We start from the raw sequence: 15,947 nt of genomic DNA on the forward strand, positions 1-15,947 counted from the left end.
CTATGACTACGGCCTGCAGTCGACCGTCGGCAACCTGACCCGCTTTGCCGAGTCGCTTTGCACCAACTTCGACAAGCTCCAGGCCAACGGGCATCCCAAGTGGAAGCAGGTCCGCCTGGAACTGCCTGCCCTGAGCCAGGGCTGGCGCTACTACGGTCCCATGGAAAAGCGCCTGCGTGCCTGCATTGCCGGTCAGACCGGCTTCGGCACGGCGACGCCGACCAAGGCGCAAGCACCGACGCGCGCCTGCACGGAGCAGGAGTTAGTGCTCGGCATCTGCAAGATCTGAGTCTTGCACCGTTCCATCCCATTCATTGACACCGCGCTGCGCGCAAACTGTGTCGACGTTTGGTTCGGCAGGCGGCTGTTAGAGATTGCTTTGGCCATGGCAAGAGCAAGATGTAACGGCGCTGGACGCGGGAACCCTTCGCTCGTGGAGCCCGGCGTTACAACCCGTCCAGGCCGAGAAGGAACATTCGCGGGCTTAGCCGCTCAAACCCTTACCGGTTGCAAGTAGGCCGAGGCCTGATGCTCGGCCCCTCTCCAGGGCCATCGCGCGTGGACCACCCACGGATGGCCCTCTTTTTCGCCTGCGATGGTTGCGCGCCGCCCCACCACGCGACGTTGTTGTGGGCAAGCGCCCGGTGCCATGGACAGGGACCGGTCATGGAAAGATTCAGCGGCCGGCGTAAGGGCCACATGCCTAGTCATGACACCTGAGCCTCCGCCGCCCAGGAGGTGAAAGCCTAGGATCGTGCGCTCGAAGCCGGACGCGCAGCATACGGATGAGCCGTCGCTGTTCTAGCCAACCCGGCTTGTCCAGCGCTTTGATCAGGCCCTTGCCAAAAGGGAAGGACTACTGAGCGTTATCCGTCAATCCAGCTTTTGGAAGCGTGCGCTTGTCGGGGAGGCCAAGCATGTCGATAGCGGTGCCGTCACGATTCACCATGTCGCGCGCGCGAAAGATGTCTTCTGCGTCGAGTTGTTCGACTGCGATACGTGCCGGCTGTTGAGTGCTTCGCTCAGTCGCGGGATCTCCGCAAGGTCTCTCCGTCAGGGTTATGCGACCGTCTGGGCCCTTACATCGATTCACTGGATCACCCGCAAGCGCGAGCTGGGCTGTGCTGACCAATGAGAAGCAGACGAGAGGGCACAGAAATTTCATGCGCCGATCATAGGACTGCGCGCCGAACGGCGTCCACCAACGAAAGGGCTTTTGTCTCCTCCAGCGAGAGCCATCCAGGTTTCCTCCCATGGGCGGCATTTAAGGCGAAATTTCGCGGCCGCTTGGGGCGCGGCCGTAAAAATCGATTGGCGGGACGCGGAGGCCGGTCTACATTGATCTTTCACCCACCACGAGGATCGCAACATGCCTATTCGCATCGCATCGATGACCCGCCGCATCGCGAAAAACGGCGCGATGCTCCACAAGGCGACGATGGACCGTGTCCGCGCGCTGGGGGCGGACCATGAGCCGTCCGAAGCCGAACAGACGCTGGCCGAGGAGCGCCGTTTGCTCAAGGAGGAGCGCGCGAAGCGCCAGGCGCAAGCGCTGCAGCCGAGGGCGAAGGCAATCGACAAGCTGGTGAGGACGCATCACCCGCAGGCGAAGGAGAAGCCCAAGAAGCTCAAGGAGGCCAAGGAGCCCAAGGTAAGCAAGGCTCACAGGCCCTCGCGTGGCGAAAAGCACGCCGCGCAGGCGGCGGCCCTGCAGGCCGCGAGTAGAGCGCCGAAGAAGACGGCGAAGACCTGAGGCGCCTCTCTGGCATTCGCTGCACAGGGTAGGCGGCACCGCATCATGCCGGCAGCGGCATGAGTGGCGCGAGCGCTTCCTGTGTCAACGTCTTCGGTCGGTGTACGTCAGTGCATGGCGAGGGAGTCAGCGTCTGCCATCGCCTTGGCGCCGACGGCGGCGACCTGCGCGTCTTGCGTCGATTGCATGCCAGAAACACCGATCGCTCCAACCAACTGGCCCCCAACCATCAGCGGGAGTCCTCCCTCGAGCGGGCATGCACCGTGCGTCGCCAGCAGTCTGAGATTGATGCCACCTGTTGTCAGCGCTTCCTCGAAAACCTTGGTCGGGCGCTTGAACCGGACGGCGCTCTCCGCCTTTGCCTGCGCAATCGTGACGCTTCCAGTCTGGGCTTGATCCATCTTGTGCAAGAGGACCAAGTTGGAACCGCTGTACATAACGGCAATCACCATGGGCCAGCCGTTGGCTTTCGCTTCGGCCTCTGCGGCGGAAGCAACCTTCCGCGCGGCGTCGAGCGACAAGGGAGGGCCGTATGGAATGATGTGTGAAACCGAGGTCATGTCGAGATGCCTGTGAGTGAAAGAAGCGGGCGATGCTAGGTGCCAGACAACCTCATGCCTATTCCAAATTTCTTCGCATCTGCTGTGCACAAATCACCTGATCAACGTATTCCCTCGGCGCAGGCCTCGCCTGCATTGGACGACGTGCGCTTTTTCCTGGCGGTGGCGCGCGACGGGAGCTTGTCCAGCGCCGCGCGAAGACTGAAAGTCGAGCACTCCACCGTCGCGCGGCGGGTCGGTGCGCTGGAGGCGAGTCTCGGCGTGCGCTTGTTCGACCGGCTTCAGAGGAGCTGGACATTGACGAGCGAAGGAGAGGCGCTAGTCGCGCCGGCGGAGCGTCTCGAGCACGAGGCTTTGGCGTTTGCCCGCGCAGCCACATCGGCCACGAGCCTGCACGGCACAGTCCGCATATCCGCCCCGCCGGTGTTCACGAGCCAATTCCTTGTCCCTCACCTGGCCGGCCGCGCTGACCGATGGACGGGGATCGACCTGGACCTCGTCGGGGAGGTTCGAACGGCAAACCTCCATCGCCGCGAGGCCGACCTTTCGCTTCGGTTCATGCGACCGGACGAGCCCGGATTGGCCGCACGCAAGTTGGGTGAACTGAGCTTTCGGCTCTATGCGACGCCGATCTGGCCCTCGCGTGCCGAGTCGGAATGGAGTTTCATCGGCTACGGCGACGCGCTGAGCGAAGTGCCGCACCAGCAGTTGCTCACGCGCATGGCCGGTGAACGATCTTTCGTCCTGCGAAGCAATGATCTGGCAGCGGTGCACCAGGCGTGTCGAGCCGGGATGGGGCTCGCCATGCTTCCCACTTTTCTGGCGCGCACCGACGACGATCTGATCGAAGTGCCGGGCGAAGATCGACCCTTGATGAGAGAAATATGGTGCGTCGTGCATCCCGACGTTCGTCGCTCGCCTCGAGTCAGGTTGATGGCGGATCTGATTGGCGAGCTGATTGAGGAGAGTTCTGCGGTTCTGGTTTGATCGCGGTCAGGCGCCGGATCCTCGGCGCGAAGCAGCAGAAGCTCGCGCATTGGAGATGTCCCAGTTCGAAGACCTGGCCAAAGGACCGTGTCGTTCAGAGCAGCGTCTGCCCGCTTTCGCTCCTCATCACCAAGTGCGCTTCGCCCCGATTCGCGCCGTGACGTTCTGGAAGTTCTGATTGCCCCATTGGTAGCCTAGGTTGGCCCATGCGGTCCAGCCCTTGTCGAGTTGCGTGTTGACGCCGAGCTTCACTTCGTATCGGTTGGACGGATAAAGATCTCGGATCGCGACCTGATTGAATGCCTCTCCGTTCGTCGCGTTGTCATGCCACCAGTTCAGCGTCAGATAGGGCTGTGTGCGCCGTCCGTCTTCGTGGATCCATGTGCGATGCATGCGAATACCCAAACGTGAAATCCAGCCGTTCCCGTCCTCCCCCGAGATGCGCGTGCCATTGGACTCGGTGATGTCGTCCTCGCTGTACCGCACGTAGATCAATTGGGCCTGCGGTTCGAGGATCCATTCACTGTCTTCGCGCACTCGTGTCGCGTATCCCGTTTCAGCCGACAGTGCCAAGGCCCGCGAGTCGTAGCGCACCTTCGGCAACAGGTCGCCTTGGACCTTGTTCTTGTACCAGCCGTAGATGCCCCACAGGTCCGTGTACCAGCCCAGCTTCGACTCGTCGTTCTGGTACCAGGTGCCGTAGGCACCCACGCTCCACCCTTCGGTCTTGCCGGTGGCACGGGCAGGGTTGCCGAAAGCGGTGGCGTCGCTATCGGCGCTCCCATATCCTGCCATGAGGCCTAAGTGCAGCCGATCCGGCGGCCTCTTGTCCTCGTCCTTGAAGACCGACCATCGCGCTATATCGCCGCCACCCTGAATCAACCAGCTTCGCGTGTCGACATCGAAATTTCCGTCCCGGCTGGTCGTGTCGCCGTCGTTTCCGACCACCCGCAACCATCCCGATCGACGCTTGTCGTCGGACTCGGCAAACTTCTGGGTCTCAATCCACTGCGGCTCGCCCAGCCGATCGTGCAGGCTGTGCAGGAACATCGCGCTAGCCTGGCGCTGGTTTGACAGGTAGGCGCCGACCTCAGGGCGATAGAGCGGCCGTACCGGGGCCGGTACCGGCGTCGGCGCAGGCGCAGGAGGCAGCACATCGGGATTGGGAGGCGGAGGGACCGGAGGAACCGGAGGCGCGGGGGGTGCGGGCGGCGGAGGTGGCGGAGGTGGCGGAGGTGGTGGCGAGGGCGGCTGCTGAGACCGCAAGTACCAACCTTGCGGATCGGTGCCATCTGCGGCACCGCGGAACAGAAGATATTCGTAGGGCCCGGCGACTGCACGCCCGCTCAGCACGAAGGCCCCAGGTGCCGTCGTGCCACCGCCGGTCGCAGCGATCACTTGGATCCCATTTTGCTGCGTCAGCGCTCCTGGTCCGCCGACGTTCGTAACCCTCAAGCCACTCAGGCCGCTTGCGCTGCCGCCGTTGATGACGAGCTTGTCCGAGGACGACCCGTCGCCACCGAGGAAGGTATTGACGCCGAGTGATCCGCCGAGTCCGAGGTAGTTCTGTACGGTCAGCGTGTGGAAAGGTCCGGCGCCCGGTGCGATGAAGTTGACTTGCCCAGAATTGCCGAGCTGCTGTCGCAACGTCGAGTCGCCAGTCACGGTCCAGACGCTGGTGGAGTCGACAGCGACGTTGCTGATCGGTGCTGAGGGAGGCGCCGCGCCCGACCACCGGGAGCCGGTCGCCAGGCTGACATCGACCCGGCTGTCGGAAGCAGCCTGGGCGTCACCGCCGAGCTGCGAAGCGCCCGACGCATTCAGGTGAACGAAAGTCGGCTGCTCGGGGAAGGCTGCGAACTGGTTGAATGCCGCAAGCAGCGTTCCGTTGCCGTTCACTACCGCGCCACCGTCGATGTTCAGGTCGAGCGGGCCGCGCGCGACGATCGCGGTACTGTCCGTGCTGACCACGCGGCCTCCGGTCATGTTGAAAGTGGCCGGCAGCGTCTGCGTGGTGTTCTGTGAGTTGAGGGCGACGTCTCGCGATTGGACCGTGGTGTTGGACAGTGTCAATTCGGCCCCCGTGAGGCTCGGTGTGACCGGGATCGGGCCGCGGTCGGCGGCGAGGATGTTCAGGGCCGCCTGCCCGAGACCGGTGGCGGTCACCGTTGAACCGGTCGCGACGATCCTGGCGTTAGCGTTCACCTGGAGCCCGATCGAGTTGGCGCCACTAGTGTTCACCTCAACGTTGTTCAGGTTGATGGTGCTGAGACCCACGGGACCGGAGGCGCCGGCCTGTGCGCCGAAGCCTTGGTTTGCACTGACGTCGATGCGCGTCCCGGTGGCAGTGACAGTACTCGTGGCGGTCGCCGACGCGGTGCCTGCAGGTGCGGCCCACAGTCCTGCAGCCGAAGAAGTGGTCAACGAGTTGTTGAAGATGCCCATGGATGCGGTCGTGCCTGTGACCGACACCAGTGACGCCGAACTGAGAAGTGGGGTGCTCCAACCTCCGACGTGCGCGATCTGGAGCGTGCCGCCGGTCAAGGTCACATTGACACTCGCATTGGGATCGCCGCCGGTCGCCCCTCCCGCGCCCGAGTAGGCCGCCACGCCGCCACCGGCGCCCGGCCCCTGCACCGTCAAGCCATCGATCGTCGCACTGCCGCCGCGCACCACGGCCAAGCCCACGCCACCATTGCCTGCGCCGGTGTTGGCAAGATTGACGGTGATAGCAGGCCCGACAACGGCGGCAGTCTGATCGATGACGAGTCCGGCGCCGCCGGGGCCGTTCATGGTGAAGGCCGTGCCTTGGGGAAGAGCGATCTGTCCGCCATTGTGAAAATACGCCCCGACCGCACCGTTGAATGCGGTTCCAGCGATCGAGATCGATGTCGGGGCAGTGGCAAGCGTGATCCGGCTGTTGGCACCTGATGCGCCCAACGCCACCGCCCCGCCGCCGCTTCCAGCGCTGATCGCGCCGGTCCCAGTCAAAGAGATCGTGCCGCCGTTCTGCGCCACCCATGCGGATGCGCCGGCGCCGGTGCCGCCGTTGCTCACCGTGATTCCGTCGCCAAGGACCTGTGCGCCGCTGCCGAAGGCGACCACGGAAGGCCGGCTCGCAACACCGGTGGATGTGATCGATACCGGTCCGGTCGGCACGCTAAACAGCGCAGATCCGGGCGCACCTGCGCTGTTGAGAAGTACGCCGCTGCCGTTGACGCTGAGCAGGCTGGCAGTGGGAGCCATCGTCACCGAGCCGCTGGTGATCGTCACGCCATTGGTCGTTCCCGTTGCTGTCACCTGCGTGTTGGGCCCAACGGGCACCGTGGTGCCGTCCGAAACCGTAATGGGAGCAACCGCGGTTTGAGCGCCGGCGGACATCGGCACTACGAGTGCAGCAATCCACCGCGCTAGAGATGTCTGGCGGCAAGGCATTGGCGTGGGACCGTTCAGTCGCATGCGGTTCCTCCGAGCCCGGGAAACTTGCGAACAGGGTCAGCAGCAGCCACAGCCAATCTCGAAGTGGGTGGAAGCTGGCGACCGTACGCCGAACACCACCCGACGCCAATTGCACCTTAGTGCAAGTCATCGCTCCATGTCCGACCCGGACGGCACATCTATCCGCCTTCCTAGCCTGCGACCCCAAATGGCCGTCGCACGGAGGCGCTTGAGCGAGTCTTTGCCATCCGGTCGACCAAGGATTGCGAAGGGTGTCCCGGCAAGCGGCACCCTCGTGCGCCGTTCGCCTTTGCATCCCAACCCAACTGCTCTAGCGCAACGTATGCGAGTGGACGCACAATGCTTGCACCATGGACCAGCTACGCCGCCTCTCCGTGTTTGTCGATGAGCCCCAGCCAGGCCATTTTCACTGGGTATTGCACGAAAGCACAGAGGACGCCACCGTCTGGGTGGATATTGAATCTAGCGCCGAGCCGTATCCGACATGGAATGCCGCGTTTGAGGTGGGGGTAACCAAGCTATACCACCTCATCGGCGACGAACGCGTCGGTCCTCGCGTCGCTGGTGAGGATGAAGGTGCAGCACCAGTCGGCTAGCTTTGGAGCCCACGCCTAGTGGGCAGGCTCGTTGTCCTGCCCCGTCATGTTCGCCCGGTCAGCGGTATGTCCCTGTCTCATGGATGGCAGCCCTCAAATGTGATTTCGGAGAGGCTCGGCCGTGTGTGCATTTCGTGCTCCGTTTGAAGGTGTGCACGAAGCTTGGAAAATTCCAATGCCCGAATAAAACTGGCAAAGCCGAGATCTCAATCCATGTGCATGGATAGCAGCCAGCTGCCGCTCAAGCGAGAAACTCGTTGCCAAACATCGGCAGCCCACTCTTCGACTCGGCGCGCGTCGCCTCGTCCTGCAGCACGTCCCAGTGCTCGACCAGAACTCCGTCGGCGATGCGCAGGATGTCCACGCCGATCCAGTTCACCGGACGGTGTTCGCCCCGGAAGCGGCCGTGGACCATCACGAAGTCGCCCTCGGCCATGATCAAGCCGGGCTCGTAGCGCAGGGATGCCGGCAAGCTCTTGATGAGGTTGAACAGTCCGTCGCGACTCGGCGCGATGTGGGCGCTGTGCTGGATGTAGTTCGGCGACCAGTACTGTTCGGCCTTGGCGTAGTCGCGCTGGTTGAACAACGTGTCGAAGGCCGCGAGGACCAGGGCCTTGTTCTTCGATTCGACGGATTGACCCATCTACGCTCTCCACAATTCCAGTTGACGGCAAGGACGCGAACCTACTTTCGCACCAGCGGGATCTGCAAGTTCGTCGGCCGGTTCTCTTCCGTGTCGAATCCACGGCCGTCCACGTTGCGTGCGCCCCAGAACAGCATGTCATGGCTGATATAGACGAGATCGAACTCCATGAAGTTCTTCCCTTCGCTCAACCCGAACGGCGGAAATGCCTTGCCGAACACACTTTGCGTGTCGTTGACCTCCCATTTCCTGTACCCACTGCCGGCGACCTGATTGAGCAGATCGGCAAATCCCTGAGCCAGAGGCGTCACCTCGTAGCCCTCGTCGGCGACAAAGTCCACCTTTTGCGCGCCCGCTGCGATCGGGTGAGCTCCGCGCCAGAGCATGTGGCCCCGAATGACCAGACGCGCAAGAGGCACGGCACCGTTCGGGTCCGCCGAATTGACGACAGTCAGTTCGAATCGGTCCCCGGCCAAGTACTTGAATTCGCGCTTCAGATAGAACGGCCTGAGCGTACCGTCGGCGCTCCTGCCGGCGCTGGGCCGGATTTCCGGAGCGATGCTCGCCCAGTCGCCGACGAGAGCCTCCTTGATCTGTTCCACATTCATGACGATCTCTCCTTGAGAGGTGCCGGGGGGCGGGCGGGAAGTGGAAGCACAGGCTGCGAGCGTCAGCGCCAGGGCGAGAGACAAGAAGGGTGACGAAATACCTCGTGTCCACATCGGGAATGAATCCTCACTAAAAGTCCGCAGGCCAGCGATCGGAAAATCCGGCCGAAACGGCCTGCAATGCAAGTGAAGGAACTATGGAGCGAGGGCGCCCCGCACCGCTAGCCCAAATCGGCAAATCGATGCACGCTCCCGGTCTGGGCCGTTCTTCGATCGCCCGCCGCCACGAAACAACCATGACGCTCAGACTGGACGTATTCGACGACTTCCACGTGCATGGCGCCTCGGCGCCGGAGTGGAACCAACGCTATCTGCAGGTATCCGCCGGGTCCATGTGCAGTTCGCTCGCCGAAGTGACGACGGACAGCATGCATGTCTTTCGCAAATGGATGAGTGAGCGGGTGATTCAACAAGGCTGTCTGCCCAGCGGCAAGATCTGCTTTGCAGTCCCGCTTGGGGAGTTCGCCGGAACGGCCCGGATGCAAGGGCACGAGATGCGCAAGGACAGCATCTTCGTTCTTCGCAGCGGGGACGAGTTCACGCTGCAACGACCCAAAGGGATGGAACTGATGGCCGTGACGTTCGAACTGGACGACTTTCGTCGCCTGTTGGACGAGCGGCCGTGGGCACCTGGCGCGCAGGCCCTCCTGTCCCGCTCAGTTCTTCGCGCGCCGGACGACGCGATGCAGCGTTTGCGGCATGACCTGCTTTCGTTGTTCGACGAGGCATCGACAGTGCATCCATGCGATTCGGATTCGATCATGGACGTACCGGTGTCCAACGTCGTGTTCGAGGCGTTGTTCGAACTTTTCGACGTTGCGGCGGATGTGCGCCAGTTGGTCGGGAGCGCGTCGGCCAGCTTTGTCGTTTCGCAATGCCATCGGATCGTGGAGGCTGGCGGGAATGCACCACCGAGCGTAGAGGAGCTGTGCCTGCGCATTCGCACGAGCCGCCGCACGTTGCAGGACAGCTTCAGGCAAGTCGCCGACTCGACGCCCGTGCACTACCTCCGGTGTGTGAGGCTGAACGCCGTACGTCGGCAATTGATGTCGACACGTGCGGCGGACCTCAGCATCGCGCAGGCGGCCGAGGACCGGGGATTCAACCATCTGGGCCACTTCGCGGAGCGGTACAAGACCTTGTTTGGCGAATTGCCGTCACAGACCATGCGCGCTGGCGCGGGGACGGCACGGGCACTGGTACTTCCATCGGACGAGCGCGCTGGGATGCCGTGATGCAGTCCTATTGGGTGGTCAATCTCCCCGGCACTGACCACGTTGCGCCGAGTGCTTCAGCCACGTGATGAGGCGGCCGATTTCGCCGGAGGGGATGGCCTCGACCAGGCCAGGCAGGACTTGCGCATAGCTGGCAAGCGGATCATCAGCGGCACCCGGAGCGTCTTGGCCGCGTCGAATCGTTCGAGTTGTCAATCGGTCGTGCACACACTGTGGAATGCTCCGCCGCAGTCATTCGGGCAATCCGGCCATACGCAGCCCCTTCGCGAACTGCGCCAGGTCTTCCGGACGATGGATTGGAAGCCAGTCTTTGAGTTGGGAGACGCGCAGTGACGGATCAAGCGTGCGCAGGCGCTGCATCGCCTGCTGCGCTTTGTCCATTCGTCCGGCGAGCGCATGACTCGCCGCCACCAAGCTGACGGCGGCCAGAAAGCTTGGTAGATTCCCGACGGCCTTTTCGGCCCAAGCCGAAGCGGAATCGAAGCGCCCCGCGAAGAAATGGGCCAGCGCCATACCGGCCTGCATCCTGTACATCTCCGGATCCAATGGGCTCAATCGCACGGCACGCGCCAAATGCTCGATCGCGGAGTCTGTCTCACCGTGCCAGGCGCGCAGGAACCCGCCCAGGAACCACGCGGGGGCGAGGTTCGGATTGAGCAGCACGGCCCTGTCAAGCAGTGCGATACCGCCGTCGAGCTCGCCGGCGAGATGCCCGAGTGCGTGACCTCCTCTCGTGAGCGCCATAGCATCGTTCCGGCCGAGCTCCACAGCCCGCCGGGCCAAGCGGGTACCTTCGGCGATTTCCCTGGGCCGATCGGTCATCCAGCCATTGACCTTGCGCCAGAAATAGCACCAGGCCGCCATGCCAAAGGCCGATGCAAAGTCCGGATCAAGCTCGGTGGCCTTGTAGAACAACGGGAGCGCCGCCTCGATGGATTCGCGAGTTCCGCTGTGGAGCTTCGCGGTGCCACGGAGGTAATAGTCATAGGCGTCCAGGCTTGCGGTCGGCTTGCGCTTGGCGCGCTCGATCTCCGCCCGCTCGAGTTGCGGCGCGATCGCGCCCACAACGGCTTCCGCCATCTGGTCGTGCAGCTCGAAGATGTCGTCCAGCATGCCTTCGAAGTGCTCCGCCCAGAGATGCGTCCCGGTTGTGGCATCAACGAGCTGTCCGGTGATCCGCACCTTCCTGCTGGTCTTGCGCACGCTGCCTTCCAGCACGTAGCGCACGCCAAGCTCGCGGCCGACCTCCCTCACATCCACCGCCTTGCCCTTGTAGGTGAAGCTCGAATTGCGCGCGATGACGAACAGCCAGCGCATGCGCGACAGAGCGACGATGATGTCTTCCACCACGCCGTCGGCGAAGTACTCCTGCTCGGGATCGCCGCTCAGGTTGTGGAAGGGCAACACGGTAATGGAGGGCTTGTCCGGAAGGACGAGCGTGGACTGCCGATCCTTTGACTCCCTGGAGGTGCTTTCGCTACCTGCTGAAGCGCCGGGAAGTCCTGCTCCCCCGACCTCGCCGAACTTGACCTCGCAGACGAAGCGGAACCCCTTGCGGGCGACCGTCCGGACCAGGCGCTGCTCCTCGCCGGTATCGCCGATGGCCTTGCGGACCGCATTGATGTGACTGGTGATCGTCGAGTCCGAGACAATTCGGCCGCTCCATACCGCCGTGAGCAGGTCTTCCCTGCTGACGACGTGATCGTGGTTCCTGACGAGATGTAGCAACAGATCGAAGACCTGCGGCCGGACAGGCACGACTTCCGCGCGATGCGAAAGCTCCCGGCGTTCCGGGTCGAGCAAGTAGTCTCCAAACATGAACTGCACCGTGGCATCCCCTGGCAGAACGGCCTCGGCCCCCTGGCGGGTCAACAGAATTCATCCGTCCGTGGATGGTACGGCAGCACGCGGGGAACGCCTCCTTTTCTGATCGCCAAACCTTGTACGAACAAGCAGGGTCTCCTGAAGGGAAATTCAAGGTGACGGCAAGGACTTTTCCGGAAGCCACAGGCAATCTCCACGTGCATCGACGGCAACGGTCGCGGTCGGAACAAGCGGAGAGAAGCCATGAAGATTGTCGTGATCGGAGGCACTGGCCTCATAGGAGCGAAAGTCGTGAAGAACCTACGCGAGCGGGGCCACGACGTGCTTGCAGCCTCCCCCAACACAGGCGTGAACACCATCACCCGCGAGGGTCTGCCTAAAGCGCTCGATGGGGCTGAAGTCGTCGTCGACGTGGCGAATGCGCCGGTATGGGAGGACCAGGCCGTCCTCGAGTTTTTCGAGACATCGGGCCGCAACCTGCTGGCCGCCGAAGCCGCCGCTGGCGTGCGCCACCATGTGGCCCTGTCGATCGTCGGTAGCGAACGGCTTCCCGACTGCGGCTACTTCCGGGCGAAGGTCGCGCAGGAAAGCCTCATCAAGGCGTCCGCCATCCCCTTCACCATCCTGCGTGCGACGCAATTCTTCGAGTTCGTCGGCGGCATTGCCGAGGCGGGCGCCGTCGGCGAGGAGATCCGCCTGTCGCCCGCGCTGATCCAGCCGATCGCCTCGACGGACGTGGCAGCGGCGCTTGCCGAGGTCGCAGTCGCTCCGCCGGTCAACGGCACAGTCGAAGTCGCCGGTCCGGAGGCCATGCCGCTGGACGAATTGGTCAGGCGCTTCCTGCGGGTGACGCAGGATACGCGCAAGGTCGTGCCGGATGTCCACGCACGCTACTACGGCGGCCTGCTCTCCGATCGGTCGCTCACGCCGGGGGAGAATCCGCGCATCGGCGCGATCCGGTTCGAGGACTGGTTGGCTGCCAACGCTGCAACGACCTGAGTGGTGCCAGACCGATGACTAAGGTTCAGTCCTGTTTTGCCATGCGGTCCCCCTCTGTCGCCGACTTCCGGTGCGACCAACGCGGACGCGTGCGTCTGGTGCGTCGGCGCTAGGGTACCTAGGATTCCACGCAAGGCGATTCGAAATGAACGTGCGCCTTGGTCATTCGCCCAGGAGATCCCCATGACCCAGTGCATCCGCGATGTGCATCCGTCGCCCAATCCTTCCATAACACAGGGGGCCAGCATGAAGTCTCTCGCCAGCTCCTGCGCGCTGCTGCTGGGCGTGCTGTACATCCCATGCTCGCACGCAGCGCCTCATGCGGAGGTCAAAGAGGTGATGCTCAAGGACCTGCCCGACTTCACGGGCAAGGAAGGCCTGGTCCTCGAAGTGGTCTATCCGCCTGGTAGCACGGACGAAGTTCATCGCCACGACGCGCATGCATTCGTCTATGTGCTGGAGGGCTCGATCGTCATGCAGCTCAAGGGGAGCGAGGCCGTGACGCTGCATGCGGGACAAAGTTTCTACGAAGGGCCCAACGACGTGCACATCGTTGGCCGCAATGCCAGCACGACGAAGCCGGCGAAGTTTGTGGTGTTCCTCGTCAAGAACAAGGGCGCTCCGATCCTGACGCCCGTACGTTGAACCCCTCAGGCGCCTGAGTAGCTTGAGGTAACTCAGAACGGCCATCACCAGACATTCAGTATCCATGTCATACGCAGCCGCTCGACGCCGCTTTCGAGTCGAATCGGCTGTACGGGCGTCAGGTGTTGCATCCCGAAAGCAGACGCCTCTCCATTGAAGGTCCGCCATCCCATTGGGCACGGACGGCTAAAGTTCGATGGCGCATTGGCCTGGCATCCCGTCAATCTTGTCTTTGCGTTTGCATCGGTTCAACATCACCGGTTCGGGCGAGCCGGCGTCCCATGCATGCGCCTTGGTCCGAACGTTCAAGCTATTAACGAACGGCGAATGCGAGAGGGGGTTCTCATGAAAACGCACACTCGGCTGCCAGGTTGCATCATCTCCCTGGGCCTCCTGCTGTTCCTGCCACATGCGGTGACTGCAAAGGACAAAGCAACTCAGCCCAGCGGAGTCTGGGCGGTGTCGAGCATCGTGATCCGCGAAGTCGATTCGGGGGCAATTCGAAACCTGCTGGGAGAGAAACCGGTTGGCCATGCGATCTTCACCCGGGGCGGCCACTTCGCATGGGGTTGGGTCGGTGACGATCGCAAGTCTCCGGCTGGGCCGGTGGCTACCGATGACGAACGCGTCGCGCTGTACCAAACCTTGGCCTTTGGCACCGGGTCGTATCGCGTGGAGGGCAGGTCGGTGTTTCTGCGCTACAGCTCGTCGTGGAACCAGATATGGACCGGCACGGAACGGAAGGCAGAGATGCAGGTTTCAGGCAAGACGCTCACCTGGAAGTCGCCGCCGTACAAGCTCCCGGATGGGAAGGAAGCGATGTCGGTCATCGTCCTTGAGCGGATTGAGTAGCAGACCGCCATCCGGCTCGCTCCCGATCGGATCCTCACATTTCGCAGGCCGCTTCGGATAGCGACACCAATTCCTCCAGCCGCACGAGGGAGGGATTTTGGATTTCCGTGGATGGATCGAACGCGCGCGGGGGACTATTCCGAAAACGTGAAAGCCGGATTGTGGCGAAGCGGCTTTTTCGATCCCGGAGCCTCCCCTACAGTGCTTTCATCGTCTTGCGAAACCCCATCCACTACCACCATGCGAGGCAGCGAAATGCATCCACTCCGCAAACTACGAGAACTTGGCAGCGCTACACCCGCGGAGGTTGGTGCACTGCTTGCCGAGAATGTCGTATTCAACAGTCCGATCCTGGTACGGTCGATCAAAGGGCGTGAAGCCGTCGCGGCGATCTTTGCCCAGTCGAGCTCTACGCGTGGCAGCGGTACCTATACGGCCGAGTTCAAGCTCGATGACCGTACCACCTTCTTGCGCTGGGAAGGGACCATCGAGGGCCGCAAGCTCGAGAGCCTGGAGGTCATCGTGGACAACGAGCAGGGGCTTATCGCTGAGCGCACTATTGCCCTGCGGCCGTATCCGGCGCTGAAGCTGTTTCGCGACGCCATGTATGCATCGCTCAAGAGCAAGCTACCGCCCGATGTTTGGGACTATCCAACGCCGTAGTGTGGAGATCCGAGCGCATCCATCAGTGCCACTCGGCGCTCAGGTCGCCCGAGCCGGGTAGCCCAGACGCCTTCGCCGCAAGCGCAGGTGGGTGCAAGTGCGACGAACACGTGGCTTCCGATCCACCGATTTCATATCGACAAGGAGGGGATGTGTCGCAACTCGGCTCGATCAATAGTTGGCACGGCGCGGGAGTGTGGATGGTGTTCAACATGGCTGCGGCGCTGTTGCTCGGATGGTTTGTCGGCTACGAGCGATATTTCAGCGGGCGCGCTGCCGGAAGCCAGGTCTACTGCCTGGTTTGCGCCACGTCCTGCGCCGTCACCTTGCTGGCTGGCTATCCCGCAATATGGTATTGGGGGAGTCAGAGCACGGTCATTGCGGCGGATCCGACGAAGGTCATCGGTGCCGTTCTCACGGGCATCGGATTTCTTGGCGCGGGAATCATCGTGAAGAGTGGCCCCAACGTACGTGGTCTGACGACCGCGGCGTCCATCTGGGGTTCGTCGGCGATCGGCGTCTTGGTAGGGGTAGGGTTCTACGTGCCGGCGATCGGATTGACCGCCTTGTTCGTGGTCTGCACTGCCATCGTGCCTCGGATCGAGCAGCGCCTGCCCGCCCATGCGGCGATCACGGGTACGTTCCGATTTCGCAAGGGCCACAGGCCCAGACCCGAGGAGGTTCACCGCTTCCTGGTGAGACGCGGGCTTCGCATTCCGCCGGAGAGCCTCGCCATCAGCTTCGACGGCACTCACTTTGAAGTCCAGTGCCTGATCTTCGCGAGTTCGAGCGCCAGAACGAACGCGTTGAGCACGATAGGGGAGGAATTGTCCCAACTCGAGCATGTCGAGGGTTTCACTTTGACGCACTCGAGCCGGACATGATCGGGCTCGCGGCGTGCGATCCGAATCGTGCCCCGCTCAGATCACCGAAGAGGTCGGCATCGAGAACGAGAAACTTCGTGGGGGCAGGGGTCGTTGTCGAATCTGCAATGCGGCTTTGCAGGCCGAGGTGTTTTTCTTCGCGCGTTGCACCTTTACTCTTAGCGTCATTCAAGGAGCTA

At 62.8% G+C, this 15,947-nt stretch carries 14 protein-coding genes and 1 pseudogene; 10 read left to right on the top strand and 5 right to left on the bottom strand.

Translation table 11 applies throughout. The annotated features are described in order from the left end of the window. Together QTH90_RS28695 and QTH90_RS28700 are read left to right on the top strand one after the other, a co-directional pair. Window positions 1-289: pseudogene (locus QTH90_RS28695) on the top strand (TAXI family TRAP transporter solute-binding subunit); the annotation flags it as partial. 1,101 nt (window positions 290-1,390) lie between these two features. Beyond that, the gene (locus QTH90_RS28700) at window positions 1,391-1,753 is read left to right on the top strand and encodes a hypothetical protein (protein ID WP_286667976.1); all 363 of its coding nucleotides are present in this window, start codon (window positions 1,391-1,393) and stop codon (window positions 1,751-1,753) included. Between the two features lie 107 nt (window positions 1,754-1,860). On the opposite strand, the gene QTH90_RS28705 is transcribed toward QTH90_RS28700, so the two are convergent. Beyond that, window positions 1,861-2,313: a GlcG/HbpS family heme-binding protein gene (locus tag QTH90_RS28705; protein WP_286667977.1), complete on the bottom strand. Its 453-nt coding sequence runs from the start codon at window positions 2,311-2,313 to the stop codon at window positions 1,861-1,863. A gap of 39 nt (window positions 2,314-2,352) precedes the next feature. Here QTH90_RS28705 and QTH90_RS28710 point away from each other — a divergent pair, with 39 nt between their 5' ends. Then, window positions 2,353-3,300, top strand: a complete 948-nt coding sequence (locus QTH90_RS28710; RefSeq protein ID WP_353506644.1) for a LysR family transcriptional regulator — start codon at window positions 2,353-2,355, stop codon at window positions 3,298-3,300. A 126-nt stretch (window positions 3,301-3,426) separates the two neighbouring features. On the opposite strand, the gene QTH90_RS28715 is transcribed toward QTH90_RS28710, so the two are convergent. Continuing rightward, window positions 3,427-6,573, bottom strand: coding sequence for an autotransporter family protein (locus QTH90_RS28715; RefSeq protein WP_286667978.1), 3,147 nt, complete (start codon window positions 6,571-6,573; stop codon window positions 3,427-3,429). A gap of 536 nt (window positions 6,574-7,109) precedes the next feature. On the opposite strand from QTH90_RS28715, the gene QTH90_RS28720 reads away from it, so the two are divergent. After that, a complete protein-coding gene (locus QTH90_RS28720) occupies window positions 7,110-7,355 on the top strand; it encodes a hypothetical protein (RefSeq protein WP_286667979.1) in 246 nt (81 codons plus the stop codon). 241 nt (window positions 7,356-7,596) lie between these two features. On the opposite strand, the gene QTH90_RS28725 is transcribed toward QTH90_RS28720, so the two are convergent. Together QTH90_RS28725 and QTH90_RS28730 are read right to left on the bottom strand one after the other, a co-directional pair. Further along, on the bottom strand, window positions 7,597-7,998 hold the full coding sequence (locus QTH90_RS28725; RefSeq protein ID WP_286667980.1) for a nuclear transport factor 2 family protein: 402 nt from the start codon (window positions 7,996-7,998) through the stop codon (window positions 7,597-7,599). 41 nt (window positions 7,999-8,039) lie between these two features. After that, a complete protein-coding gene (locus tag QTH90_RS28730; RefSeq protein ID WP_286667981.1) occupies window positions 8,040-8,606 on the bottom strand; it encodes a hypothetical protein in 567 nt (188 codons plus the stop codon). Between the two features lie 242 nt (window positions 8,607-8,848). On the opposite strand from QTH90_RS28730, the gene QTH90_RS28735 reads away from it, so the two are divergent. Beyond that, a complete protein-coding gene (locus QTH90_RS28735; protein ID WP_286667982.1) occupies window positions 8,849-9,901 on the top strand; it encodes a helix-turn-helix domain-containing protein in 1,053 nt (350 codons plus the stop codon). A 231-nt stretch (window positions 9,902-10,132) separates the two neighbouring features. On the opposite strand, the gene QTH90_RS28740 is transcribed toward QTH90_RS28735, so the two are convergent. Further along, window positions 10,133-11,719, bottom strand: coding sequence for a winged helix-turn-helix domain-containing tetratricopeptide repeat protein (locus QTH90_RS28740; protein WP_444814778.1), 1,587 nt, complete (start codon window positions 11,717-11,719; stop codon window positions 10,133-10,135). Between the two features lie 249 nt (window positions 11,720-11,968). On the opposite strand from QTH90_RS28740, the gene QTH90_RS28745 reads away from it, so the two are divergent. The 5 genes from QTH90_RS28745 (at window position 11,969) to QTH90_RS28765 (ending at window position 15,768) form a co-directional block, all read left to right on the top strand. Then, the gene (locus QTH90_RS28745) at window positions 11,969-12,724 is read left to right on the top strand and encodes an SDR family oxidoreductase (protein WP_286667984.1); all 756 of its coding nucleotides are present in this window, start codon (window positions 11,969-11,971) and stop codon (window positions 12,722-12,724) included. Window positions 12,725-12,970: 246 nt separating this feature from the next. Beyond that, window positions 12,971-13,369 carry a cupin domain-containing protein gene (locus tag QTH90_RS28750; protein WP_286668065.1) on the top strand — a complete coding sequence of 133 codons (399 nt, stop codon included), beginning with the start codon at window positions 12,971-12,973 and terminating at the stop codon, window positions 13,367-13,369. Window positions 13,370-13,714: 345 nt separating this feature from the next. Continuing rightward, window positions 13,715-14,221: a lipocalin-like domain-containing protein gene (locus QTH90_RS28755; protein WP_286667985.1), complete on the top strand. Its 507-nt coding sequence runs from the start codon at window positions 13,715-13,717 to the stop codon at window positions 14,219-14,221. 111 nt (window positions 14,222-14,332) lie between these two features. Further along, window positions 14,333-14,884, top strand: a complete 552-nt coding sequence (locus tag QTH90_RS28760) for a hypothetical protein (RefSeq protein WP_286667986.1) — start codon at window positions 14,333-14,335, stop codon at window positions 14,882-14,884. Window positions 14,885-15,036: 152 nt separating this feature from the next. After that, complete coding sequence (locus tag QTH90_RS28765; RefSeq protein WP_286667987.1) at window positions 15,037-15,768, top strand: MgtC/SapB family protein; 732 nt, start codon at window positions 15,037-15,039, stop codon at window positions 15,766-15,768. Window positions 15,769-15,947 lie beyond the last annotated feature (179 nt).

The organism is Variovorax flavidus (genome assembly GCF_030317145.1).
Taxonomy (GTDB): Bacteria; Pseudomonadota; Gammaproteobacteria; order Burkholderiales; family Burkholderiaceae_C; genus Variovorax; species Variovorax flavidus.

Coding starts and splice junctions, on each gene's coding strand:
- QTH90_RS28700 (WP_286667976.1), top strand. CDS start 1,391: ATGACCCGCCGCATCGCGAAAAACGGCGCGATGCTCCACAAGGCGACG.
- QTH90_RS28730 (WP_286667981.1), bottom strand. CDS start 8,606: ATGAATGTGGAACAGATCAAGGAGGCTCTCGTCGGCGACTGGGCGAGC.
- QTH90_RS28735 (WP_286667982.1), top strand. CDS start 8,849: ATGCACGCTCCCGGTCTGGGCCGTTCTTCGATCGCCCGCCGCCACGAA.
- QTH90_RS28725 (WP_286667980.1), bottom strand. CDS start 7,998: ATGGGTCAATCCGTCGAATCGAAGAACAAGGCCCTGGTCCTCGCGGCC.
- QTH90_RS28755 (WP_286667985.1), top strand. CDS start 13,715: ATGAAAACGCACACTCGGCTGCCAGGTTGCATCATCTCCCTGGGCCTC.
- QTH90_RS28720 (WP_286667979.1), top strand. CDS start 7,110: ATGGACCAGCTACGCCGCCTCTCCGTGTTTGTCGATGAGCCCCAGCCA.
- QTH90_RS28750 (WP_286668065.1), top strand. CDS start 12,971: ATGAAGTCTCTCGCCAGCTCCTGCGCGCTGCTGCTGGGCGTGCTGTAC.
- QTH90_RS28705 (WP_286667977.1), bottom strand. CDS start 2,313: ATGACCTCGGTTTCACACATCATTCCATACGGCCCTCCCTTGTCGCTC.
- QTH90_RS28740 (WP_444814778.1), bottom strand. CDS start 11,719: ATGTTTGGAGACTACTTGCTCGACCCGGAACGCCGGGAGCTTTCGCAT.
- QTH90_RS28745 (WP_286667984.1), top strand. CDS start 11,969: ATGAAGATTGTCGTGATCGGAGGCACTGGCCTCATAGGAGCGAAAGTC.
- QTH90_RS28760 (WP_286667986.1), top strand. CDS start 14,333: ATGGATCGAACGCGCGCGGGGGACTATTCCGAAAACGTGAAAGCCGGA.